Raw genomic sequence first — 18,977 nt, 5'->3', positions numbered from 1 at the left:
CCACTCACCGAGGAGGCGGCATGGTCACCTTCACCACTGAACTCCTGGCACTCGGCAACAATGTCGGCATCGAAGTCCCCGAGGACATCGTGCTCGGCTTCGGCGTCGGCAAACGCGTGCCCGTCATCGTCACGATCGCCGGCTATTCCTATCCGTCGACGACCGCGGTGATGGGCGGGAAGTACCTGCTCCCGCTGGCCAAGGAACATCGGGAGAAGATCGGCGTCGCCGGCGGCGAGACCCACGACGTCACGCTCACCCACGACACCTCGAACCGGGAGACTCCCGTCCCCGATTCCCTCGCCGAGGCGCTCGCCGCCGCAGAACTGCGCGAGACCTTCGATGCGCTCGCTCCCTCGAAGCGCAAGGAACATGTGCGGCAGGTGACCTCGGCGAAAGCCGAGGAGACCCGGGATCGCCGAATCGCGAAGATCATCGCATCGCTCGGCTGATCACCCTTCGTCGTGGAACGTCACCGCGTAGCCGTCGGGATCGGCGATCGCGAAGGTGAGCCCGAAGGGGCTGGGAGTCGGCTCACGGAGGATCTCGACCCCCGCCTCGGCGAGGGAATCATGAAGAGCGCGGGCATCGTCGCACCTCAGCCACAGTGCCACCCCGTTCCCCGGGCGGTCCCCGGAGTCGAGATCGACGCCGGGCAGCGGTTCGCGCACGGCAAAGGGAATCGGCGAGGTGGTGAACACGACCGCTCCGGGAGGTGCGGCCGGGGCGCGGGTGAGCCCGAGCTGCGATTCGTAGAACCGGGCGGCCGCTTCCACATCACGCACCTGCAAGGCGATGAAGTCCGGGCCGTGCACCGTACCGGCCGGCTCAGAGCTCATTGACTCACTGTTGACCGACTTCGTGCTGACCGATTCAGTGCTCGCCGATTCAGTGCCCGTTGACGCATTCATGAGTTTCTCCTTCTTCCCGCACCCCGCCATCTGACGGGATCCCGAATTCGTTCAATGTCAGCATCCTGACATGACCGAATGTATGTCAGAATGCTTACATGAGTCAAGAGCAGAGTGGAGACGTGTCGAATGCGGTGGAGAGCCTCGATTCTCTCCTCGGCTATCAGCTCAAGCATCTGCAGACGGCGCTGCGGTCTCGGATGGACGAGACGCTGCGGCCGCTGGAGCTGACGACACCGCAGTACAACTGTCTCGAGCAGCTGCGTCGGAGGCCCGGGGCATCGAACTCGGAACTCGCCCGCGGCGGCTTCGTCACCCGGCAGACGATGAACACGCTGGTGCGCGGACTGCAGGAGCGAGGGCTGATCACGAGACCGGCGAAGGCCGAATCCGGGCGCGTCCTGCCCACACGCCTCACCCCGGCAGGCGAAGAGCTGCTCGATCAGGCGGTGTCCCGAGTCGAGGTGATCACCGCCCGCATGGCCTCGCCGCTCGACGAAGAGACTCGGACGAAGGTCACCGAGGCGCTCGGTCGGTGCATTGCGGCCCTCGAGGAACCGGAGGACGGCTGAGGGGCAGCGGCGCGGAGCGGGGAATCCGCGGAGCGGTAACTTCCGAGTGGCGGCCGGCTGAAAGGCGACCCCGAACCGGCACGTCTGCCGAACGGCCGCGGAATCGCTCAGACGGTCGCGAATTCCCTGCGGGAATCGCTCCCTGTCCTTCGCACCGGCCACACGGCCATGCAGCACAGGCCGAGGAGCGCGCCGATGCCTGCACCGATCGTGTTCGTGACGAGGTCGCTGAGGGTGGCGAAGCGGGTCTGTGTGAGCACAGTGCCTTGGAAGATCTCGATGGCGGTGCTGAAGCTCGCGCCGACGACGAATCCGAGCCACCAGCGCCTGCGCCCGAAATGCAGGGCTGCAAGGAAGCCGAAGGGGATGAACATCGCCACATTGCCGAGCTTCTCGACCCGTTCATACGTCAGCCAGGCCGTCTCCCGGTGCGCGGCGAAGAGGTCGAGTGCGTGCCCGATGAGGGTGTTCGGGCCGGTGCCCATCTGCTGCGGGGTCAGCGTGATGGCGGCAATGAAGAGGGTGTAGAGAACGAGAAGGGCCAGCGGCGCACCGACTGTGCGCTGATCACGATCTGTCATCACCGTCCAACATACGACTGAATCCTTGGAGTGCGATCAATGCGCAGCTGCGCATGGTCAATGCTCAGCTGACCGCGATCAGTGCACCCCACGATCCATGCACCGCGACATCAGTGCATCACGCGATCAGCGCACCTCGTGATCGACGGGAGTATCGGCAGGCCCCGGCCAGAGAGTCATGGCGATGAGTCCGGCCACCGCCCCGATGCCGGCGCCGAGGCTGTTCGTCACGAGGTCGCTGATAGTGCCGAAGCGAGTGGGCGAGAGCAGAGTCGCCTGCGTGCCCTCGATGAGGCAGGTGAAGGCGATCCCCGTGACCCAGCCGACCCACCAGCGGCTGCGCCCGCACTGCAGCGCCATGAGAAGGCCGAAGGGGATGAACATTCCGACGTTCGCCAGCTTCTCGAGCATGTCGTAGTCGATCCACGCGGTCACCCGATGGGAGGCGAGGAATTCGAGCAGCCACGCGATGAACGATCCGGGACCCGTGTCCAGCTGGTTGGGCGTGAGGGTGACGAGGCCGATGAAGACCGTGTAGAGGATGAGCAGCGCCATGGGCACCGTTCGCAGCCTCCGCCTCGCACCCGTCATCGCTCCCCTGTTCGTCGAGGGCCGGCCCGCTTGGACTCAGCCTGCCCGGACTCATTCGCCCCGGTCTCATTGTGCCCTCCTGCGACAGGAGGGTCGAGGGAGTCCCGCAGAGATTGCGGGACTCCCCCGACCCTTGCGGTCTCACGCCACCGCCACAGCGCACCGAATCAGCGCACCGAATCAAGACAGAACTTCGGCCGAGACCCTCAGCTCACGGCCTCGACTTCGTCGAAGCTCGCGGTGTCGATGACGACGCGGAAGCGCACATCTCCGTCGACGACCCGGTCATAGGCGGCGTCCGCCTCGGTGACGGAAATCGTCTCGATCTGCGCGGCGATGCCGTGCTCGGCGCAGAAGTCGAGCATCTCCTGGGTCTCGGCGATGCCGCCGATGTTCGATCCGGCGATCGCCTTGGCCCCGCCGATGACCGAGCCGAAGGAGAACTGCTGCTTCTCGGGCGGGAGGCCGACGACGGCCATAACCCCGCGCGGCTTCAGCAGGCGCAGGTAGCGGTCGACGGGGATGTCGGCGCTGATCGTGTTGAGGATGAGGTCGAACTCGCCGCGGTGGTCGGAGAAGAAGTCGTCCTCGGTCGTCGCGAGCATCCGCTTCGCGCCGAGGGCGAGCGCGTCGTCCTCCTTGCGCAGCGTGCGCGAGAGCACGGTCACCTCGGCGCCCATGGCCGCGGCGATCTGCACGCCCATGTGTCCGAGTCCGCCGAGCCCGAGCACGGCGACCTGCTTCGGCGCCCCGTCCTTCTGCTCCCCTGCACCCCAGCGGTTGAGCGGTGCGTAGGTGGTGATGCCGGCGCACAGCAGCGGCGCGGCGACATCGAAGTCGAGGGCATCGGGGATGCGGCACACGAATCGTTCATTGACGACGACCTTCTGCGCGTAGCCGCCCTGGGTGATCGTGCCGTCGACGTCTTCGACGTTGTAGGTTCCGACGCTGCCGTTCAGGCAGTTCTGCTCCTGGCCGGCCAGGCATTCTTCGCAGTCGCCGCACGAGTTGACCATGCAGCCGACGCCCACGCGGTCGCCGACCTTCCAATCGGTGACGTTCTCACCGACGGCTTCGACGACGCCTGCGATCTCGTGGCCGACGGTGAGCGGGAAGTGCGCCTCGCCCCATTCGTTGCGGATGGTGTGGATGTCGCTGTGGCAGATGCCGGCGGCCTTGATGTCGATGAGGACGTCATCGGGGCGCGGATCCCGGCGTTCGATCGTGGCCACGCGGAACGGCTGGTCCGGTCCGGTCTTCTGCAGTGCCTTGACGCTGATGCTCATATGCTCTCCTTGTTCGGATGTGCGAGGCTGGGCCCCATCGTCCAGCGCCTGACGCAGGAATTCTATTCCATGCATATGGACTTATCCTTCAGATCACATTCAGGCCCGCAGGCGCACTCGCAGCCGTGCAGGCTCGGCCCGTGACTGTGCTCAATCCTTGATCGCCCGCTCGCCGATGCTCAGATCGAGAGGGAAATCGACGGGAGCATCCCCGAAGAGCAATCGACCCGCCGAGGCGGCCGCCGCCCTGATCGCGTCCGCCGCCTCCTCGGCCTGCTCGGCCGGGGCATGGATGATGACTTCGTCGTGGAGGAAGAAGACGAGGTGAGCCCGCCTGGAGAACACCGGCCCCGAGGCGGTCGCCGGCTTCTCGTCGATCGCGGGCAGTCCGGCCAGACGCAGCCGCAGATCGGCCAACCATGCCAGCGCCAATTCGGCCGCGGTGCCCTGGACGACGAAGTTGCGGGTGAATCGTCCCTGGTCACCGGCGGCACGCCGAGCCCGCTGCTCATCGGCACCGGTGGCGTCGAAGCGGTTCGCCGCCCTCTGCAGCCTCTGCCACCCTTCGCTCGGGGGTGGTGAGGTCCGGCCCAACCAGGTGGACACGACTCCCCCGCGCAGCCCCACCTCGGCGGCGGAATCGACGAGATGCATCGCGGCGGGGAAGTTCGTCCGCAGACGGGGCACCAGCGCCCCTGCCTCACCCGTCGTCGATCCGTACATGGCGCCGAGGACCGCGATCTTCGCCTCCTGCCGGGTGGCTACGACACCGGCGTCGACGAGCCCGGAGTAGAGGTCCTTGCCGTACCCGGCCTCGGCCATCGCCCGATCCCCGGACATGGCGGCCAGCGCACGAGGCTCGAGCTGAGCGACATCGGCGGAGACGAGTCGCCAGCCGGGATCGGCACGCAGTGCCGGGCGCAGCTGGCGCGGAATCTGCAGGGCACCTCCCCCGCTGGCCGCCCACCTGCCGGTGACGACTCCGCCGGGCACGTAGACGGGCCGATAACGGCCGTCGTCGACCCATTCGTCGAGCCAGTGCCAGCCGTTGGCACTGAGGAGCCGGGCCATCTTCTTGTACTCGAGCAGGGGTGCGATCGCCGGATGATCGATTTCGGCCAGCTCCCATTTCGACGTCGAGGCCACGTTGATGCCGGCATTGCGCAAGCCTGAGAGCAGACGGTTCGGGGAGTCGAGGTTGAGCCGCGGGTCCTCGAGGGCGGCGCGGACCTCATCGGCCTTGGCCAGCATCTTCGCCGGCTTCCCGTCACGGATCGGTCGGGGGCCGAGCATCTCGGTCAGGATCCGGTCGTGTTCGGCTTCGTCCCACGGGACTCCCCCCGCCCGCATCTCTGCGGCGACGAGTCCTCCGGCCGATTCCGCGGCCAGCAGCAGCCGCAGCCGACCCGGATCGCTTGCCGACTCGATCGCCGCGCTCTGGCGAGCGTATTCCGCCGACGCCGCCTCGAGGTCGTGCGGCACCTGCCGGATGTGGCCGCGACCGGCGTCGACGTCGAAGAGCGCTGCCGCCTGTTCGGGTGCAGAGGCGTCTGCGGGAGCGGCGTCCCAGTCGGCGGCGGCGCGGATCGCGTCCGGGGCGGTGACGAGTTCGGACCGGGCCAGGATCGCGTGAGACAGGCGCAGGTCGTGGCAGCGTTCGACACTCACCCCGGCGGCCAGCAGCTGCGGATACCACTTCGGGGTGTCGCTGAGGACCCACCGGGGGCCGGGTGCGGGAGCGCGAACCGTGCTTCCGGCTGCCCCGGTCGCCTCTCTCCCGGCCCCATTCTCACGGTCACGGACGAAATCGGGAAGGGCCGCCTCGGCGAGCTCGATCCGGCCGATCTCCGCACCGCTGCGATCAAGGTCGATGATGCCGATCCGAGCGCTCTCGAACCCCGTGCCGGGCAGTGTCCCGAGCACGCAGGCGGCAGTCGGCACATCGGTCATGGATCCACAGTACGCCGCGGCGCTGACATGGACCGGCCGCGCCGCGGCACGGGATCCTCCGCGCCCTGGCGGGTACCGCGTATGCACCGTCGTCTGCACAGTGGACCACCGCGTCGGCGCCGACTGTGATCCTGGTAACGTCGGAAGCGAATTCCGGGTGCCGAACTCCGCTCGAAAGGCCAGATCAGCAACATGGACGTTGTCTCCGCTCTCACCTCCGCCCTGCCGGCCGCCGCCGTCATCACCGATCCCGACTCGATGGACGCCTACCGCTGGGACCGGGCCAACGATCCCGACGCCGGGGTGCCCCTGGCCGTGGTCCGGGCGACCTCCACCGAGGAGGTGCAGACGGTGGTGCGCATCGCCGCCGAGGCGAAGGTCCCGATCGTGCCCCGCGGCGCGGGATCCGGCCTGTCCGGCGGCAGCTCCGCGATCGCCGGCGGAATCGTGCTCTCGCTGGATCGGATGCGTGAGATCACCATCGATCCGATCACCCGGATGGCCGTCGTTCAACCGGGCGCCTTCAACGCCGAAGTCAAGGCCGCCGCGGCCGAACACGGCCTGTGGTACCCGCCGGATCCCTCGTCCTTCGAGTTCTGCTCGATCGGCGGCAACATCGCCACGAACGCCGGCGGCCTGTGCTGCGTGAAATACGGCGTGACCACGGACTACGTCCTCGGAATGACGGTCGTCCTCGCCGACGGCAAGGCCGTGCAGCTCGGCGGACCCCGGCTCAAGGACGTTGCCGGCCTGCCGCTGACGAAGCTGTTCGTCGGATCCGAAGGAACGCTGGGCGTCATCACCGAGGTGACGCTGCGGCTCATCCCCGCACAGCTGCCCCCGACGACCGTGGTCGCGATGTTCCCGAAACTTTCCGATGCCACGAACGCCGTGCTCGACATCGCGAAGGCCATGCGGCCGTCCATGCTCGAATTCATGGACAAGCCCTCGATCAACGCCGTCGAGGATGAGCTGAAGATGGGACTCGACCGTGAGGCCGAGGGCATGCTCGTCATCCAGTCCGATGAGCCCGGGGAGCATTCGGGTGTGCAGGCCGCGCTCATCGAGGAGATCTGCAACGAGAACTCCGCCTCCGAGTGCTATCTCACCGCCGACCCTGAAGAGGGCGAAGCCTTCGTCACGGCCCGCCGGATCGCGATCCCGGCCGTGGAGAAGAAGGGCGCACTGCTGCTCGAGGACGTCGGGGTTCCGCTGCCGAAGCTCGGCGATCTCGTGCTCGGCATCGAGAAGATCTCGACCGAACGCCAGGTGACGATCGCCGTGATCGCCCATGCCGGCGACGGCAACACGCACCCGCTGCTCGTCCTCGACCCGAAGGACGAGGAGCAGCAGAAGCGCGCGCAGATCGCCTACGGGGAGGTCATGGATCTCGCCACGGGCCTCGGGGGCACGATCACCGGGGAACACGGTGTCGGACGGCTCAAGGCTCCGTGGCTGGCGCCCTACCTCGGCAAGGACGTCATGGACCTCAACCACCGGATCAAGAAGGCCCTCGACCCGGACAACATCTTCAACCCGGGATCGGTCTACACCGGACTCGTCTGAGGCTCCGGTCGGGGTTCGCGGCGCAGCAGCGGTGCCAGGGCGAGCACGATCAGCAGCACGCCCATGGGGATGAGCAGAGCCGTCCGCAGCCCCCAGTGATCGCCGACGAGACCGAGCGCAGGCGGTCCGACGAGGAAGGCGAGGTAGCCGATCGTCGAGACCGCGGCCACCCGTTTGGCCGGCTGCGCGCCCGAGGTACCTGCCTCCGACAGTGCCACCGGAAAGCCGAGTGAAGTCCCGAGGCCCCAGAGGAGCACGGCGGCAGCGGCGACGATCTGGCTGTCGATGAGGGAGGCCAGGCCGATGCCGAGGAAGCCGAACGCCGCGCTGACGAAGAGCACGTTGGCGCGGCCGAAACGCTGAAGGATGCCGCCGCCGAGGAAGCGGCCGATCGTCATCGCCGCCGCGAAGATCGCATAGACGCTCGAACCGAGCGCGGGGTCGAAGCCGTGCCCATCGACCATGACCAGCGGCAGCCAGTCGTTCGCGGTGCCCTCGGCGAGCGCCATCCCGAGCACGATCGCACCGATGACGATCAGCCGCGGGTCCCTCCACACCGAGGGGGTGCCAGCTGGCCGAGGACTCGGTTCGGGACCTGAACCGGGGGTCGCCTCGGCGGGGTCCCCTTCCATGGAGGCGCTCCGGCCCGTCCCCGCGGGGACGTGGCGCATCGCCAGCGCCATGACGACGACGCCGAGGATGCCGATGAGTATGAGGTGAACGAGAACGGGGAAGTCGGCGGCGGTGGCGAGGATCCCGATGACGGCGCCGATGACGGTGCCGAGGCTGAAGAAACCGTGGAGGCCGGGCAGGAAGGGGCGATCGAGGTGCTTCTCGAGTTCCGCCCCCTCGACGTTCATCGCGACCTCTCCAGTACCCATGCCGAGTCCGAAGACGACGAGACCTGCGGCGCCGACGAACGACTGCGACCAGGCGGCGCCTAGGCCGATGATGGGCATGCTCGCGATGACTCCGAGCGTGCCGAGGCCGATGATCGGTCGCGCCCCGAAGCGGCCGACGAGCGGCCCGGAGGCGAGGATTCCGAGCATCGACCCGATGGAGAGTCCGAAGAGGACGAGGCCCATCTGTGCCGTGCTCGCGTCGAGGGCGTCACGGATCGACGGGGTGCGGGTCACCCACGAGGCGATGGTGATGCCGGGGAGGAAGAAGAGTGCGAGCAGGGACAGACGGCGAGCGCGCAGGGTCGAGGAGCGATTCGTCGCCGGGGTCGGCACGGCCTGCTCTTCGGACATCGGATCATCTCCTCATCGGTGTGCACTGTGCTCAGGCGGACAGTCCTCAGATCGGTGTACGGATGTACACACATTGATCAGTGTACAAATGTACACTCTCAGTTGTCCGTCTGTCACAGCTGACAGAACTGTCGCGGGAGTCAAGAACCGACCGCACGGACTGATCACGGGATTCGACGAAGGAGGGGGCCGAATGAGTGCACGCAGCGGAGTGCCGAACGACCCCGGCCGCCGGGAACGGATCATCGCGGCCGCCCTCGAGCTCATCCTCGACGACGGCGTCGCCCGGGTCTCCCACCGCGCCGTCGCAGCACGCGCGGACGTCCCACTGGGGTCGATGACCTACCACTTCACCAGCATCGACGAGGTGATCACCGAGGCGTTCCGTCGCCTCGTCGACAGACTCTCCGGCCGCTACCGCGCAGGTCTGCACGAGGCGGCGACCCCCGCCGAGGCGCGCGAGGCCGTCGTCGAGATCATCTGCGGCGACACCTTCGCCTCCCCTCGGGAGATGGCGGGAATCTTCGAGCTCTACTCCTATGGCCGCAGCTCCCCCGACTCCGCCGAGCTCGCCGCCTCCTGGATGGGCATCAGCGCGGCCGCGCTGACCGAACACTTCACCCCCGACGCGGCCCACGCCGTCGATGCGCTTATCGAGGGGTGGACGATCCATCACCATCTCGACGGCAAAGCACCCGACCGGGAACTCGTGCGCGCGGCGGTGACCGCGCTGACCTCCTCAGCACTGTAGAGGCTTCCTCGGCATGGAATGACAGTTTCAGCGATATTCTGAGGACAGCTGTCGAATCGGCGTCGATTCGATCGTCTTCTCTGTGAACGACCGAAATCCGGCCGCCGCACACGGAACGGAGTGAACCATGCGCTATTCACTGATCTTCCACGCACCCGAGCCCGGAGCCGACGGCCCCGCACCCACCGAAGAGGACTTCCAGGAGATGATGCGCCTCATGGACGACTTCGGCCAGGCGCTGACCTCGGCCGGAGTCTTCGTCGCCTGGGAGATGCTCGCACCCCACTCTGAGACGAAGACCGTGACTCGGAGGACCGGAGAAGTCGTCATCGAGGATGGGCCCTTCGCCGCGGCGAAGGAGGCCCTGGCCGGGGTCGTCGTCATCGACGTTCCCACCATCGAGGCGGCCCTGGCTTGGGCCGAGAAATTCCCCGGCACGAGCTACGGGACCATCGAGGTCCGCCCCGCCGCGACGTCCTTCGTCGACGGCGCCTGGACCCGCCCGGGTGACTGCCCGTCCCGACCGGACCGCACCTCCTGATTGCCGGCCGCGATGACCGACTCCGCCGATCGGGCGATGATCCTGTCCCAGGACGGCTGGGGCAGGATCATCGCGCTCATCGCGTCGGCCGACGGTGACATCGCCGGCGCCGAGGATGCCCTGGCCACCGCGCTCGAACGCGCCGTCACCGCGTGGCGGGCCCAGGGCCCACCCGGCAATCCCGAGGGCTGGCTCTACCGGGTGGCGCTCAACGCCCGCAGAGACGTCTGGAAGTCCGCGGCGACCCGGACAGCCGCCGCCCTCGATGACGAGGTTCTCGACCAGTCGGCGGGCCGCCTCGGCGCCCATCGTTCGAGCATCGATCCCGCGCGCACTGATCCCACACAGATCGATCCCACGAGCTCCGATCCTGCTGATCTCGACCTCGATGCCCTGCCCGATCAGCGCCTCGAACTCCTCGCCGCCTGCGCGCATCCCGACATCGACGCGGCAGCACGTCCGCTCCTCATGCTCTCGGCCGTGATGGGGTTGAGCGCGAAGCAGATCGCCGCGGCGATGGCCCTGCCCGCCGCCACGGTCTCTGCCCGTCTGACCAGGGCGAAGAAACGGGTCGCAGCGCTCGGCATCGGCTTCGGCGAACCCGATCGCCTCGACCTCGAGGCACGCCTGCCGGATGTGCAGGAGGCCATCTACGGTGCCTTCGCGATCGAATGGACACACGCGGCCACCGAACCGCGCGAGGGCATGATCGGCGAGGCCGTCTACCTGTCCCGCCTGTTGGCCGAGCTGTGTCCCGGTGACGGCGAAGCACACGGACTGGCCGCCCTCATCCACCTCTCGGCCGCCCGCTTCCCCGCTCGTCGCAGCGGCGACGGACGATTCGTCCCCCTGACCGACCAAGACCCGGACCGCTGGGACGGAACACTCACCGAGGTGGGCGAGCGCCACCTCGTCGAGGTCCACCGCTGTGGGCACGTCGGCCGATTCGGGCTTGAGGCGGCCATCCAACTCCTCCATATGGCCGGAATCCGCACCGGATCCACGGATTGGCCGATGCTGCTGCGCCTCCACGACGACCTCGCGCAGGTAGCCCCGAGCCTCGGCGGGTCGGTCTCCCGGGCGGCCATCCTCGCCGAGGTCGACGGCCCCGCGGCGGGACTGGCAGCACTCGATGAACTGAGCCGGAGCCAAGCACGTCTCAGCGCCTTCCAACCCGCCTGGGTGCTGCGGACCCACCTGCTCGACCGGCTCGGCCGCGATGCGGAGGCGGCCTCCGCTCGTCAGCGCGCCCTCGAACTCACCACGGACCCGGCCGAACGCGACTACCTGACCGGGCTCACCTGAGACCGTGGTCACCTCGTCTTCGGGATGAGCCGGGGTACGGCATATGATGGTGAAATCAATCCACAGACTCCGAAACCCTTCTGCATGCACAATTCCTCTCAGACCGAACCGCCTCCGGCCGCTGCGGGCACCTCCCAGGGCTTCGCCCACGCCAAAGCGATCCTGTTCGGCGAACACGCGGTCGTCTACGGCTCGCCCGCCGTCGCCGTGCCGTTGCACGGCCTCGGCGTCCAGACGGATATCCGCCGGTCCCCGGAGCAGGAGACCCGGATCGAGAGTCAGCTGTTCTCCGGAAACGCGCAGACCGCTCCGGAGCCGATGGGTCCCGTCGTCGCCGGCCTCAGGGCCGCGCTCGATGCCGTAGGCGATCCCGACGCCGAGGTGGAGCTGCTCATCCGTTCGGCGATCCCCCACAGCCGCGGCTTGGGGTCGAGTGCCGCCGTGGCCACGTCCGTGGCCCGTGCCGTGGCGAACCTCCACTCCACAGTCTTCGACGAGGAGACTCTCCACGAGATTGTGCAGGCAGCCGAGACCGTCGCTCACGGCCGTCCCAGCGGCATCGACGCCTGGGCCGTGGCGAAGCCCGCCCCGATCCGCTTCCAGACCGGGTGTGCGGAGACCATCGACGTCGGTCAGCGACTCGTCTTCGTCCTCGCTGACTCCGGGCATCACGGCTCCACCGCCGAGGCGGTCGGAGGCGTGCGTGCCCGCCGGGATGCCGATCCCTCGCGCATCGGCGGGATGATCGACCGCCTGGCCGCGATCACCGACGCCGCCGTCGACGATATCCGCTCCGGTGACCGGGCCACGATCGGACGGCGCATGCTCGAGGCCCATGAGCTGCTCAGCGGCATCGGAGTCTCGACCTCGACCCTGGACTCGCTCGTCAGCGCCGCCACCGCGGCCGGAGCCCGCGGAGCCAAGCTCACGGGCGGGGGCCTCGGCGGCTGTGTTCTGGCCCTGGCCGACGGGGACGACGAGGCCGAGGAGCTCGCGGATGCGCTGCGCACGGCGGGAGCGCCCCGCACCTGGACGACGGAGGTCAGAGCGACATGAGAACGACGACGGCGCGGGCCTACCCGAACATCGCCCTGGTCAAATACTGGGGCAAGGCCGATGAGGAGCTCATCCTGCCGGCCGCGGGCAGCCTGTCGCTGACCCTCGATCACTTCGAGACCACGACCACCGTCGTCCCCGCCCCGGGTGCCGGAGCCGATGTCCTCGAACTCGACGGGGCGCTGGCCGATGCCGGCCAGACCGAACGCATCTCGACCTTCCTCGACCATGTCCGCGCACTCGCCGGACGCGAGGATCGGGTCCTCGTCCGCTCCCGCAACTCCGTGCCCACGGGAGCCGGACTGGCCTCCTCGGCGTCGGGATTCGCAGCCCTGGCGACCGCTGCCGCCGCAGCCTTCGACCTCGACCTCGAGCCCCGCGACCTCAGCCGCCTGGCCCGCCGCGGTTCGGGCTCGGCCTGCCGATCCATCCCCGACGGAGTAGCGGTCTGGCACGCCGGTGACGACGCATCCTCCTTCGCCGAATCTGTCGACGCCCCGGACATGAGGATGATCATCGTCACCGTCAATCGGGCCAGAAAGGCAGTGTCCTCGCGGGAGGCGATGCGCCTGACCGCGTCGACCTCTCCGTTCTACCCCGGGTGGGTGTCCTCGACCGAGGACTATCTTCAGCAGATGCTCGCGGCCTGCGCGGCCGGGGACTTCACCCGCATCGGCGAGATCACCGAATCCCATGCTCTGCGCATGCACGGACTCATCCAGTCCACCGTGCCCCCGATCCGCTTCCTCAACCCGACCAGCCATGCGATCTTCGACGCCGTCGCCGAAGCCCGTGAGTCTGGGATCGAAGCCTATTCGACCGCCGATGCCGGACCGAACGTCGCCGTCATCGTCCGTCCCCACGACGCCGAGGCGCTGGCCGGACAGCTCACGGCATTCGGCGATGTCCGCATCGTCGGTCCCGGTCCCGGTGCCCATCTGCTCGACGCCGCCGAGGCGGTCCCTGCGGTCGGTGACGACCCGGCCGAGACCACGCACGCAGGTGAAGGCAACCGCGCATGATCATCACCCGGGCGCCCGGAAAGCTCTACATCGCCGGAGAGTACGCCGTTGTGACCCCCGGTCAGCCGGCGGTGCTCATCGCCGTCGACCGCTGCATCACCGTGCGCCTGACCGAGAGTGAGGACTCCGGTCACATCCATTCCTCCGAATACGGCCAGGCCCCCTTGGTGTGGCATCGGGAGGAGAACGGCGAGACCATCGTCCTCGAGCACCGTCCCGCCGACTATGTGCTCTCGGCGATCTCGACCGTTGAGGAGCTGCGGGCCGCCAGGGGTGCGGCCCCACGTTATTTCGATCTCGACATCTCCAGCGAACTCGATGACGCGGACGGTCGGAAGTTCGGTCTCGGTTCCTCGGCCGCGGTGACCGTGGCGACGATCGCGGCCCTCGATGAGTTCTACGAACTGCACCTGAGCCTCACCGAACGCTTCAAACTCGCGCTGCTGGCCACGATCATGATCTCCCCGAACGCCTCGGGTGGGGATCTGGCGGCGAGCACCTTCGGCGGATGGATCCGCTACTCCTCCCCCGACCGTGCGGCGCTGCGCGCCCACCGTGAGGCGCATGGCGTCGTCTCGGCGCTGCATTGCCCCGAATGGGCGGGATCCTCGGCCCGGCGGGTCACCCCTCCGGCTTCTTTGAACCTCCTCGTCGGGTGGACGGGTTCGCCGGCCTCGACCGAGCACCTCGTCCAACGGGTGCACACACCCGGGGCCGCGGACACTGCTGCACCGGCCCCCGAGGCACCGAAGCCGCGCCCTCTGGCGTCCTTCGCCGCCGAATCCCATGTCCTCGTCGACGACCTCGTCACCGCCTTCGACCACGATGATGCCGAGGCCGCCCTCGACACCATCCGGGCCGTGCGGGCACTGCTGCAGCGCCTCGACGAGACCTCGGGCAGCCTCATCGAGACCGAGACCCTGCGCGATCTGTGCGAGATCGCAGGCGCGCACGGTGCGGCCGCGAAGCCCTCGGGCGCCGGCGGAGGAGACTGCGGCATCGCCCTGGTGCGCACGAGCGGCACAGCCGCGACCGCAGCCGACGCGGCCGCGACCGGCGCAGCCAGGACCGCACCCGACGCGGCCACCACCGGCACAGCCACAACAGCCACGACCCCACCTGGCACCCACGCCGATGTCGAGGCCATCCTCGCCGGCTGGGAAGCTGCCGGCATCCGACCACTGGACCTCGGTGCCCACCGAGAGGAAGGCGAGATCGATGAGTTCTGAGACCCCGGAGGCCAAGGCCTCGCGCGCCTCCCGCAAGGACGACCACGTCCGCCTCGCCTCGGCCCAGCAGACCGAGGGGCCGCGACGGACCGACTTCGACGACCTCGAGTTCGTCCACCATGCGCTCTCGGGCACCAGTCCCGATCGCGTCGACCTCTCCGTGAACCTCGGCGACTGGACATGGCCGACCCCCTTCTACGTCAACGGCATGACCGGCGGCACCGAGACCACGGCGAAGATCAACCGGGATCTCGCGATCGCCGCGGCCGAGACCGGACTGCCCATGGCCTGCGGCTCGATGAGCGTGGCGCTCGACGATGCGGAGGCCGCGAAGGGCTTCACCGTCATCCGTGAGGAGAACCCGGACGGCTTCGTCATGGGCAACCTCGGTGCCGGGCGCAGCGCCGATGACGCCCGCCGCGCCGTCGAACTGCTGCGCGCAGACGCCCTGCAGCTGCACATCAACCCCGTCCAGGAGACCGCGATGCCCGAAGGCACCCGCGACTTCTCCACCTGGATGAGCGGGCTCGAAGACATCGTCGACGCCTGCCCCGTGCCCGTCGTCGTCAAAGAGGTCGGATTCGGGCTCAGCCGCCGCACCCTGACCCAGCTCGCCGAGATCGGCGTCCGCTTCGCCGATGTCTCCGGTGCCGGGGGAACGGACTTCCTGCGCATCGAAAACGACCGCTCGGGCGCCGCCGACTTCTCCATGCTCACCGGCTTCGGCCAATCGGCGCTGGCCTGCCTGCTCGACGCCCCACCCGAATGGACGGGTGCCACCGGCAGCACCAGCGCTGCCGCCAGCACCACCGGCAGCACCACCGCAGCCCGCAGCAACGCCGCCACGGGCGACAGCGCCGGGCCCGGGGCCGTCCCATCACGCGTTCTGCTCGCCTCCGGCGGGGTCCGGAACCCCTATGATGTCGTGAAAGCACTGGCCTGCGGTGCCCGCGCCGTCGGCGTCGCCGGGACCTTCCTGCAGACGGTGCTCGACCAGGGAGCGGAAGGACTGGTCGAACTCGTGCACACCTGGCAGACTCAGACCTCGGCTCTGTTCGCTCTGCTCGGAGCGCAGCGGTCCACGGATCTCTTGGGCACGGATCTGCTCACGCGGGGCCGCCTCGGCGAGTTCGCCCGCCTGCGCGGAATCGACGTCACCGCGCTCTCGCACCGATCTGACGTCCATTCGAGGAGGAATCAGCTGTGACACAGCAGACCACGATCACCGGGATTCCGACCACCTGGGTCGGTCCCCTGCGGGTCAGCGGCGATGCGCTGGCTCCGGCAGGCACCCACACCGAGGTGGCCGTTCCCCTGGCGACGTATGAGACCCCGCTGTGGCCCTCCGTCGGTCGCGGTGCCTCGATCTCGCGTGAGATCGACGGCGGCATCCGCACCGTCATCGTCGATGAGCGGATGACCCGGTCGGTGCTGTTCGTCGCGGAATCCGCGATCGGCGCCGAGGCGGCCGCGCAGGCCATCCGCCACCGGATGCCCGAACTCGAAGACGTCGTCGCGGCCGGTTCCAACCATGCCCGGCTCATCGAGATCCACCCCGAGATCGTGGGCAATCTGCTCTTCGTCCGCTTCGCCTTCCGCACCAATGACGCCTCGGGCCACAATATGGTCACGCAGGCCTCGGACACGCTCATGGAGCGCATCCTCTCGTGGCAGCTGGGACTCGACTACGGGTCGGTCTCAGGCAACTACTGCTCGGACAAGAAGGCCACCGCGGTCAACGGGATCCTCGGGCGCGGACGCAATGTCGTCGCCGAGATCCTCCTGCCCCACGAGGTCGTCGAGCGCCGCCTGCGCTCGACTGCGGAGAAGATGACGGAGATCGTCGTCCGCAAGAACCTCGTCGGCTCGACGATCGCCGGTGCTCTGCGCTCGGCGAACGCGCATTATGCGAACATGCTGCTCGCCTTCTACCTGGCCACGGGTCAGGATGCGGCGAACATCGTCGAGGGCTCGCAGGGCATCACGTATGCGGAGAACCGTCCCGAGGGCCTGTACTTCTCGACGACGCTGCCCCACCTCATCGTCGGCACCGTCGGCAACGGCAAGGACCTGCCCCATGTCGACGAGGCGCTGGAGCGTCTCGGGTGTCGTGAGGACCGCGAACCCGGTGCGAACTCGCGCCGCCTGGCCGCGCTCATGGCCGCCACTGTGCTCTGCGGCGAACTGTCGCTGCTGGCCGCGCAGACCAACCCGGGCGAGCTCATGTCGACCCACTTGGAGATGGAGCGCAGAGCCGAGAAGGAACGCGGGAACGAGAAGGAACGCGGGACCGAAACGGCTCGCGGAGAGGACGGCGAGGCCGCATGACATCACGCACTGCTGCGGGCGCTGCTCCGATCGGCATCGACGACATCGAACTGTCCACGACGCATCATGTGGTGGCCCTCGACGACTTCGCCGAGGCGAACGGCACCGATCCGGCCAAGTTCCATCTGGGTCTCGGCCAGGACGAGTTCAGCTTCCCGGCACCCGACGAGGACATCGTCACGATGGCCGCCGCGGCAGTCGCCCCCATCATCGAACGCAGCGGCACCGAGGGCATTCGGACGATGCTGTTCGCCACGGAGTCGGGCACGGACCAGTCGAAGGCCGCTGGCATGGCCGTGCATTCGCTGCTCGGTCTGCCGTCGCAGATGCGCATCGTCGAGGTCAAGGAGGCGTGCTATTCGGCGACCGCTGCCCTGCAGGCGGCCGTCGGCATCGTCACGCGTGCGCCCGAACATCGTGTGCTCGTCATCGCCTCCGACGTCGCCCGGTACGAGCTCGACACCCCCGGTGAGCCGACTCAGGGTGCCGGTGCCGTGGCGATGCTCGTGTCCGCGAACCCGAAGCTGCTTGAGATCGAACCGGTGTCGGGCCTGAACTCGGCCGATGTCGACGACTTCTGGCGCCCGAACGATTCGTCGACCGCGATCGTCGACGGCGCCCTGTCCGTCACTGCGTACCTCGATGCGCTCACGGGTGCGTGGACGGACCTGCAGGATCAGGGCGGGCCGAGCATCGACGAGATCGACCGCGTCCTCTACCACCAGCCCTTCACGAAGATGGCGAAGAAAGCTCAGGTCCACCTCGCCGGCCTGACCGGCGCGCAGTTGGACACGGAGATCGTTGCGGGAGCTGGTGCCGAGGCTGGTGCTGCTGGTGCCGCTGGCGATTCCGCCGGCGCGGGTGCGGCCTCCGTTGCCCCCGAAGCCTCCGCCGGTCCGCGCGATACCGGGCTCGCGACCAGCACGCTGTACAACCGTCGCCTCGGCAACTCGTACACGGCCTCGCTCTACGCGGGCCTCTGTGCTCTGCTCGACAATGATGCGGATCTCACGGGCAAGCGCATCGGACTCTTCAGCTACGGTTCGGGAAGCGTCGGCGAATTCTTCACCGCCCGCGTCGTGCCCGGCTATGACCAGTACACGCGCCGGCAGGCCGTGACCGCAGCGCTCGAGGCCCGAGTGCCGCTGTCGATCGACGCCTACCGTGCCCTGCACTCGACCGAGCTGCCCAGCGCCGAGGACGTCTCCACCCCGAAGGTGACTGCGGGACCGTTCCGCTTCGCCGGCATCAGGGGTCGCGCACGCATCTACGAACGCGCCTGAGACGGGCGCGGACCGCGCGCCGCACCCGTCGGAACCCCTCGGCAGCATCCACGGCGCCGGAGGTTGGCCCCCGCCTGCATCCATGGGGCCGGACGCTGGTCCCTCCGCACGCACCCCACGACGGAAACGGCTCTGGTTGCTCTGAACAGCTCACGTTTTTCGGTGAGCCTTCCAGAGCCACCCGAGCCCTTTCGGGTTCGGCGGAGTTGCTAGGGGGCTGCGGATCTTATAACCGGCCGTCTGCGGGCACGAAGAAGCCCCTCACCCGACCTTCTGCAGGTCCCGGTGAGGGGCTTCTCGTTCGCTGTGCGCGAGGGGGGACTTGAACCCCCACGACCTTGCGGCCACTGGCACCTGAAGCCAGCGCGTCTACCAATTCCGCCACTCGCGCGAACAAGGTAAAACTCTAGCATCGCATCCGCCGAAACATGAAACCGGGGTGGCCGATTAGGCGCAAACGTGTCGACCTTCACATTTTCACCCCTTCCGAGCACCCGCACACACCACGACCCAACACCCGCACACACCGCTCCTGAGCACCCGAACACACCGACGTGACAGCCTCGATCTTCCCTGGACGCGCGCCGGGAATCCCGGCACAGGTTCGCCCCGCGAACACGCGTGACGTGAGTTGAGAGCCTCACCGCGTTAGGATTGGGTGTTGACGTGCCCAGACTGTGTCCACCCGGGACTCCCTGGTCAGGGCCCACACTGACGCGGGGCGAAGAGTTCGTCTGCGAACGGCAACACCT

General features: G+C 68.2%; 18 protein-coding genes and 1 tRNA gene. 12 read left to right on the top strand and 7 right to left on the bottom strand.

Translation table 11 applies throughout. From position 1 onward, the window contains the following. Window positions 1–20 precede the first annotated feature (20 nt). A complete protein-coding gene (locus L1F31_RS00375; RefSeq protein WP_265418763.1) occupies window positions 21–452 on the top strand; it encodes a YdeI/OmpD-associated family protein in 432 nt (143 codons plus the stop codon). Here L1F31_RS00375 and L1F31_RS00370 read toward each other — a convergent pair whose 3' ends face one another. After that, a complete protein-coding gene (locus L1F31_RS00370; RefSeq protein ID WP_265418762.1) occupies window positions 453–839 on the bottom strand; it encodes a VOC family protein in 387 nt (128 codons plus the stop codon). 170 nt (window positions 840–1,009) lie between these two features. Here L1F31_RS00370 and L1F31_RS00365 point away from each other — a divergent pair, with 170 nt between their 5' ends. Continuing rightward, window positions 1,010–1,483: a MarR family winged helix-turn-helix transcriptional regulator gene (locus L1F31_RS00365; RefSeq protein ID WP_265418761.1), complete on the top strand. Its 474-nt coding sequence runs from the start codon at window positions 1,010–1,012 to the stop codon at window positions 1,481–1,483. A 107-nt stretch (window positions 1,484–1,590) separates the two neighbouring features. On the opposite strand, the gene L1F31_RS00360 is transcribed toward L1F31_RS00365, so the two are convergent. The 4 genes from L1F31_RS00360 to L1F31_RS00345 form a co-directional block, all read right to left on the bottom strand. Then, window positions 1,591–2,064: a VanZ family protein gene (locus L1F31_RS00360; RefSeq protein ID WP_265418760.1), complete on the bottom strand. Its 474-nt coding sequence runs from the start codon at window positions 2,062–2,064 to the stop codon at window positions 1,591–1,593. A 126-nt stretch (window positions 2,065–2,190) separates the two neighbouring features. Then, window positions 2,191–2,619 (bottom strand): VanZ family protein, encoded by a 429-nt coding sequence (locus L1F31_RS00355; protein WP_265418759.1) that lies wholly within the window; start codon window positions 2,617–2,619, stop codon window positions 2,191–2,193. A 242-nt stretch (window positions 2,620–2,861) separates the two neighbouring features. Beyond that, window positions 2,862–3,941, bottom strand: a complete 1,080-nt coding sequence (locus L1F31_RS00350; RefSeq protein WP_265418758.1) for an NAD(P)-dependent alcohol dehydrogenase — start codon at window positions 3,939–3,941, stop codon at window positions 2,862–2,864. Between the two features lie 150 nt (window positions 3,942–4,091). Further along, window positions 4,092–5,891 (bottom strand): bifunctional 3'-5' exonuclease/DNA polymerase, encoded by a 1,800-nt coding sequence (locus tag L1F31_RS00345; protein WP_265418757.1) that lies wholly within the window; start codon window positions 5,889–5,891, stop codon window positions 4,092–4,094. 192 nt (window positions 5,892–6,083) lie between these two features. Between L1F31_RS00345 and L1F31_RS00340 the strand changes: the two genes are divergently transcribed. After that, complete coding sequence (locus L1F31_RS00340) at window positions 6,084–7,457, top strand: FAD-binding oxidoreductase (RefSeq protein ID WP_265418756.1); 1,374 nt, start codon at window positions 6,084–6,086, stop codon at window positions 7,455–7,457. Here the strand turns inward: L1F31_RS00340 and L1F31_RS00335 are convergent. Further along, on the bottom strand, window positions 7,439–8,710 hold the full coding sequence (locus tag L1F31_RS00335) for an MFS transporter (RefSeq protein ID WP_265418755.1): 1,272 nt from the start codon (window positions 8,708–8,710) through the stop codon (window positions 7,439–7,441). The two genes, L1F31_RS00340 and L1F31_RS00335, sit on opposite strands and share 19 nt — an antisense overlap. A 193-nt stretch (window positions 8,711–8,903) precedes the next feature. On the opposite strand from L1F31_RS00335, the gene L1F31_RS00330 reads away from it, so the two are divergent. From L1F31_RS00330 to L1F31_RS00290, 9 genes are all read left to right on the top strand, one after another. After that, window positions 8,904–9,461 carry a TetR/AcrR family transcriptional regulator gene (locus tag L1F31_RS00330; RefSeq protein WP_265418754.1) on the top strand — a complete coding sequence of 186 codons (558 nt, stop codon included), beginning with the start codon at window positions 8,904–8,906 and terminating at the stop codon, window positions 9,459–9,461. A 127-nt stretch (window positions 9,462–9,588) separates the two neighbouring features. Continuing rightward, window positions 9,589–10,002 carry a YciI family protein gene (locus tag L1F31_RS00325; protein ID WP_265418753.1) on the top strand — a complete coding sequence of 138 codons (414 nt, stop codon included), beginning with the start codon at window positions 9,589–9,591 and terminating at the stop codon, window positions 10,000–10,002. Between the two features lie 12 nt (window positions 10,003–10,014). Continuing rightward, window positions 10,015–11,307, top strand: a complete 1,293-nt coding sequence (locus L1F31_RS00320; RefSeq protein WP_265418752.1) for an RNA polymerase sigma factor — start codon at window positions 10,015–10,017, stop codon at window positions 11,305–11,307. A gap of 84 nt (window positions 11,308–11,391) precedes the next feature. Beyond that, window positions 11,392–12,363: a mevalonate kinase gene (gene mvk / locus L1F31_RS00315; protein ID WP_265418751.1), complete on the top strand. Its 972-nt coding sequence runs from the start codon at window positions 11,392–11,394 to the stop codon at window positions 12,361–12,363. Continuing rightward, window positions 12,360–13,385, top strand: coding sequence for a diphosphomevalonate decarboxylase (mvaD, locus tag L1F31_RS00310; RefSeq protein ID WP_265418750.1), 1,026 nt, complete (start codon window positions 12,360–12,362; stop codon window positions 13,383–13,385). The genes mvk and mvaD overlap by 4 nt, the downstream gene beginning before the upstream one ends. Then, window positions 13,382–14,614: a phosphomevalonate kinase gene (locus tag L1F31_RS00305; RefSeq protein ID WP_265418749.1), complete on the top strand. Its 1,233-nt coding sequence runs from the start codon at window positions 13,382–13,384 to the stop codon at window positions 14,612–14,614. The genes mvaD and L1F31_RS00305 overlap by 4 nt, the downstream gene beginning before the upstream one ends. Beyond that, window positions 14,604–15,821, top strand: coding sequence for an isopentenyl-diphosphate delta-isomerase (locus tag L1F31_RS00300; RefSeq protein WP_265418748.1), 1,218 nt, complete (start codon window positions 14,604–14,606; stop codon window positions 15,819–15,821). The genes L1F31_RS00305 and L1F31_RS00300 overlap by 11 nt, the downstream gene beginning before the upstream one ends. Continuing rightward, window positions 15,818–16,942 (top strand): hydroxymethylglutaryl-CoA reductase, encoded by a 1,125-nt coding sequence (locus tag L1F31_RS00295; RefSeq protein ID WP_265418747.1) that lies wholly within the window; start codon window positions 15,818–15,820, stop codon window positions 16,940–16,942. Before L1F31_RS00300 ends, L1F31_RS00295 begins: the two co-directional genes overlap by 4 nt. Next, window positions 16,939–18,225 (top strand): hydroxymethylglutaryl-CoA synthase, encoded by a 1,287-nt coding sequence (locus tag L1F31_RS00290; protein ID WP_265418746.1) that lies wholly within the window; start codon window positions 16,939–16,941, stop codon window positions 18,223–18,225. Before L1F31_RS00295 ends, L1F31_RS00290 begins: the two co-directional genes overlap by 4 nt. A 307-nt stretch (window positions 18,226–18,532) precedes the next feature. Here L1F31_RS00290 and L1F31_RS00285 read toward each other — a convergent pair. Then, window positions 18,533–18,616, bottom strand: a tRNA-Leu gene (locus L1F31_RS00285). Between the last annotated feature and the right edge of the window lie 361 nt (window positions 18,617–18,977).

The organism is Brevibacterium spongiae, assembly GCF_026168515.1.
Taxonomy (GTDB): Bacteria; Actinomycetota; Actinomycetes; order Actinomycetales; family Brevibacteriaceae; genus Brevibacterium; species Brevibacterium spongiae.
This window is presented reverse-complemented; position numbering and strand designations above follow the sequence as displayed.

What these genes read in the sequence shown, in the direction of transcription:
- L1F31_RS00355 (WP_265418759.1), bottom strand. Translation starts at nt 2,619, where the DNA reads ATGGCGCTGCTCATCCTCTACACGGTCTTCATCGGCCTCGTCACCCTC.
- mvk (WP_265418751.1), top strand. Translation starts at nt 11,392, where the DNA reads ATGCACAATTCCTCTCAGACCGAACCGCCTCCGGCCGCTGCGGGCACC.
- L1F31_RS00290 (WP_265418746.1), top strand. Translation starts at nt 16,939, where the DNA reads ATGACATCACGCACTGCTGCGGGCGCTGCTCCGATCGGCATCGACGAC.
- L1F31_RS00360 (WP_265418760.1), bottom strand. Translation starts at nt 2,064, where the DNA reads ATGACAGATCGTGATCAGCGCACAGTCGGTGCGCCGCTGGCCCTTCTC.
- L1F31_RS00365 (WP_265418761.1), top strand. Translation starts at nt 1,010, where the DNA reads ATGAGTCAAGAGCAGAGTGGAGACGTGTCGAATGCGGTGGAGAGCCTC.
- L1F31_RS00325 (WP_265418753.1), top strand. Translation starts at nt 9,589, where the DNA reads ATGCGCTATTCACTGATCTTCCACGCACCCGAGCCCGGAGCCGACGGC.
- L1F31_RS00370 (WP_265418762.1), bottom strand. Translation starts at nt 839, where the DNA reads ATGAGCTCTGAGCCGGCCGGTACGGTGCACGGCCCGGACTTCATCGCC.
- L1F31_RS00305 (WP_265418749.1), top strand. Translation starts at nt 13,382, where the DNA reads ATGATCATCACCCGGGCGCCCGGAAAGCTCTACATCGCCGGAGAGTAC.
- L1F31_RS00350 (WP_265418758.1), bottom strand. Translation starts at nt 3,941, where the DNA reads ATGAGCATCAGCGTCAAGGCACTGCAGAAGACCGGACCGGACCAGCCG.
- mvaD (WP_265418750.1), top strand. Translation starts at nt 12,360, where the DNA reads ATGAGAACGACGACGGCGCGGGCCTACCCGAACATCGCCCTGGTCAAA.
- L1F31_RS00335 (WP_265418755.1), bottom strand. Translation starts at nt 8,710, where the DNA reads ATGTCCGAAGAGCAGGCCGTGCCGACCCCGGCGACGAATCGCTCCTCG.
- L1F31_RS00340 (WP_265418756.1), top strand. Translation starts at nt 6,084, where the DNA reads ATGGACGTTGTCTCCGCTCTCACCTCCGCCCTGCCGGCCGCCGCCGTC.
- L1F31_RS00375 (WP_265418763.1), top strand. Translation starts at nt 21, where the DNA reads ATGGTCACCTTCACCACTGAACTCCTGGCACTCGGCAACAATGTCGGC.
- L1F31_RS00345 (WP_265418757.1), bottom strand. Translation starts at nt 5,891, where the DNA reads ATGACCGATGTGCCGACTGCCGCCTGCGTGCTCGGGACACTGCCCGGC.
- L1F31_RS00300 (WP_265418748.1), top strand. Translation starts at nt 14,604, where the DNA reads ATGAGTTCTGAGACCCCGGAGGCCAAGGCCTCGCGCGCCTCCCGCAAG.
- L1F31_RS00320 (WP_265418752.1), top strand. Translation starts at nt 10,015, where the DNA reads ATGACCGACTCCGCCGATCGGGCGATGATCCTGTCCCAGGACGGCTGG.
- L1F31_RS00330 (WP_265418754.1), top strand. Translation starts at nt 8,904, where the DNA reads ATGAGTGCACGCAGCGGAGTGCCGAACGACCCCGGCCGCCGGGAACGG.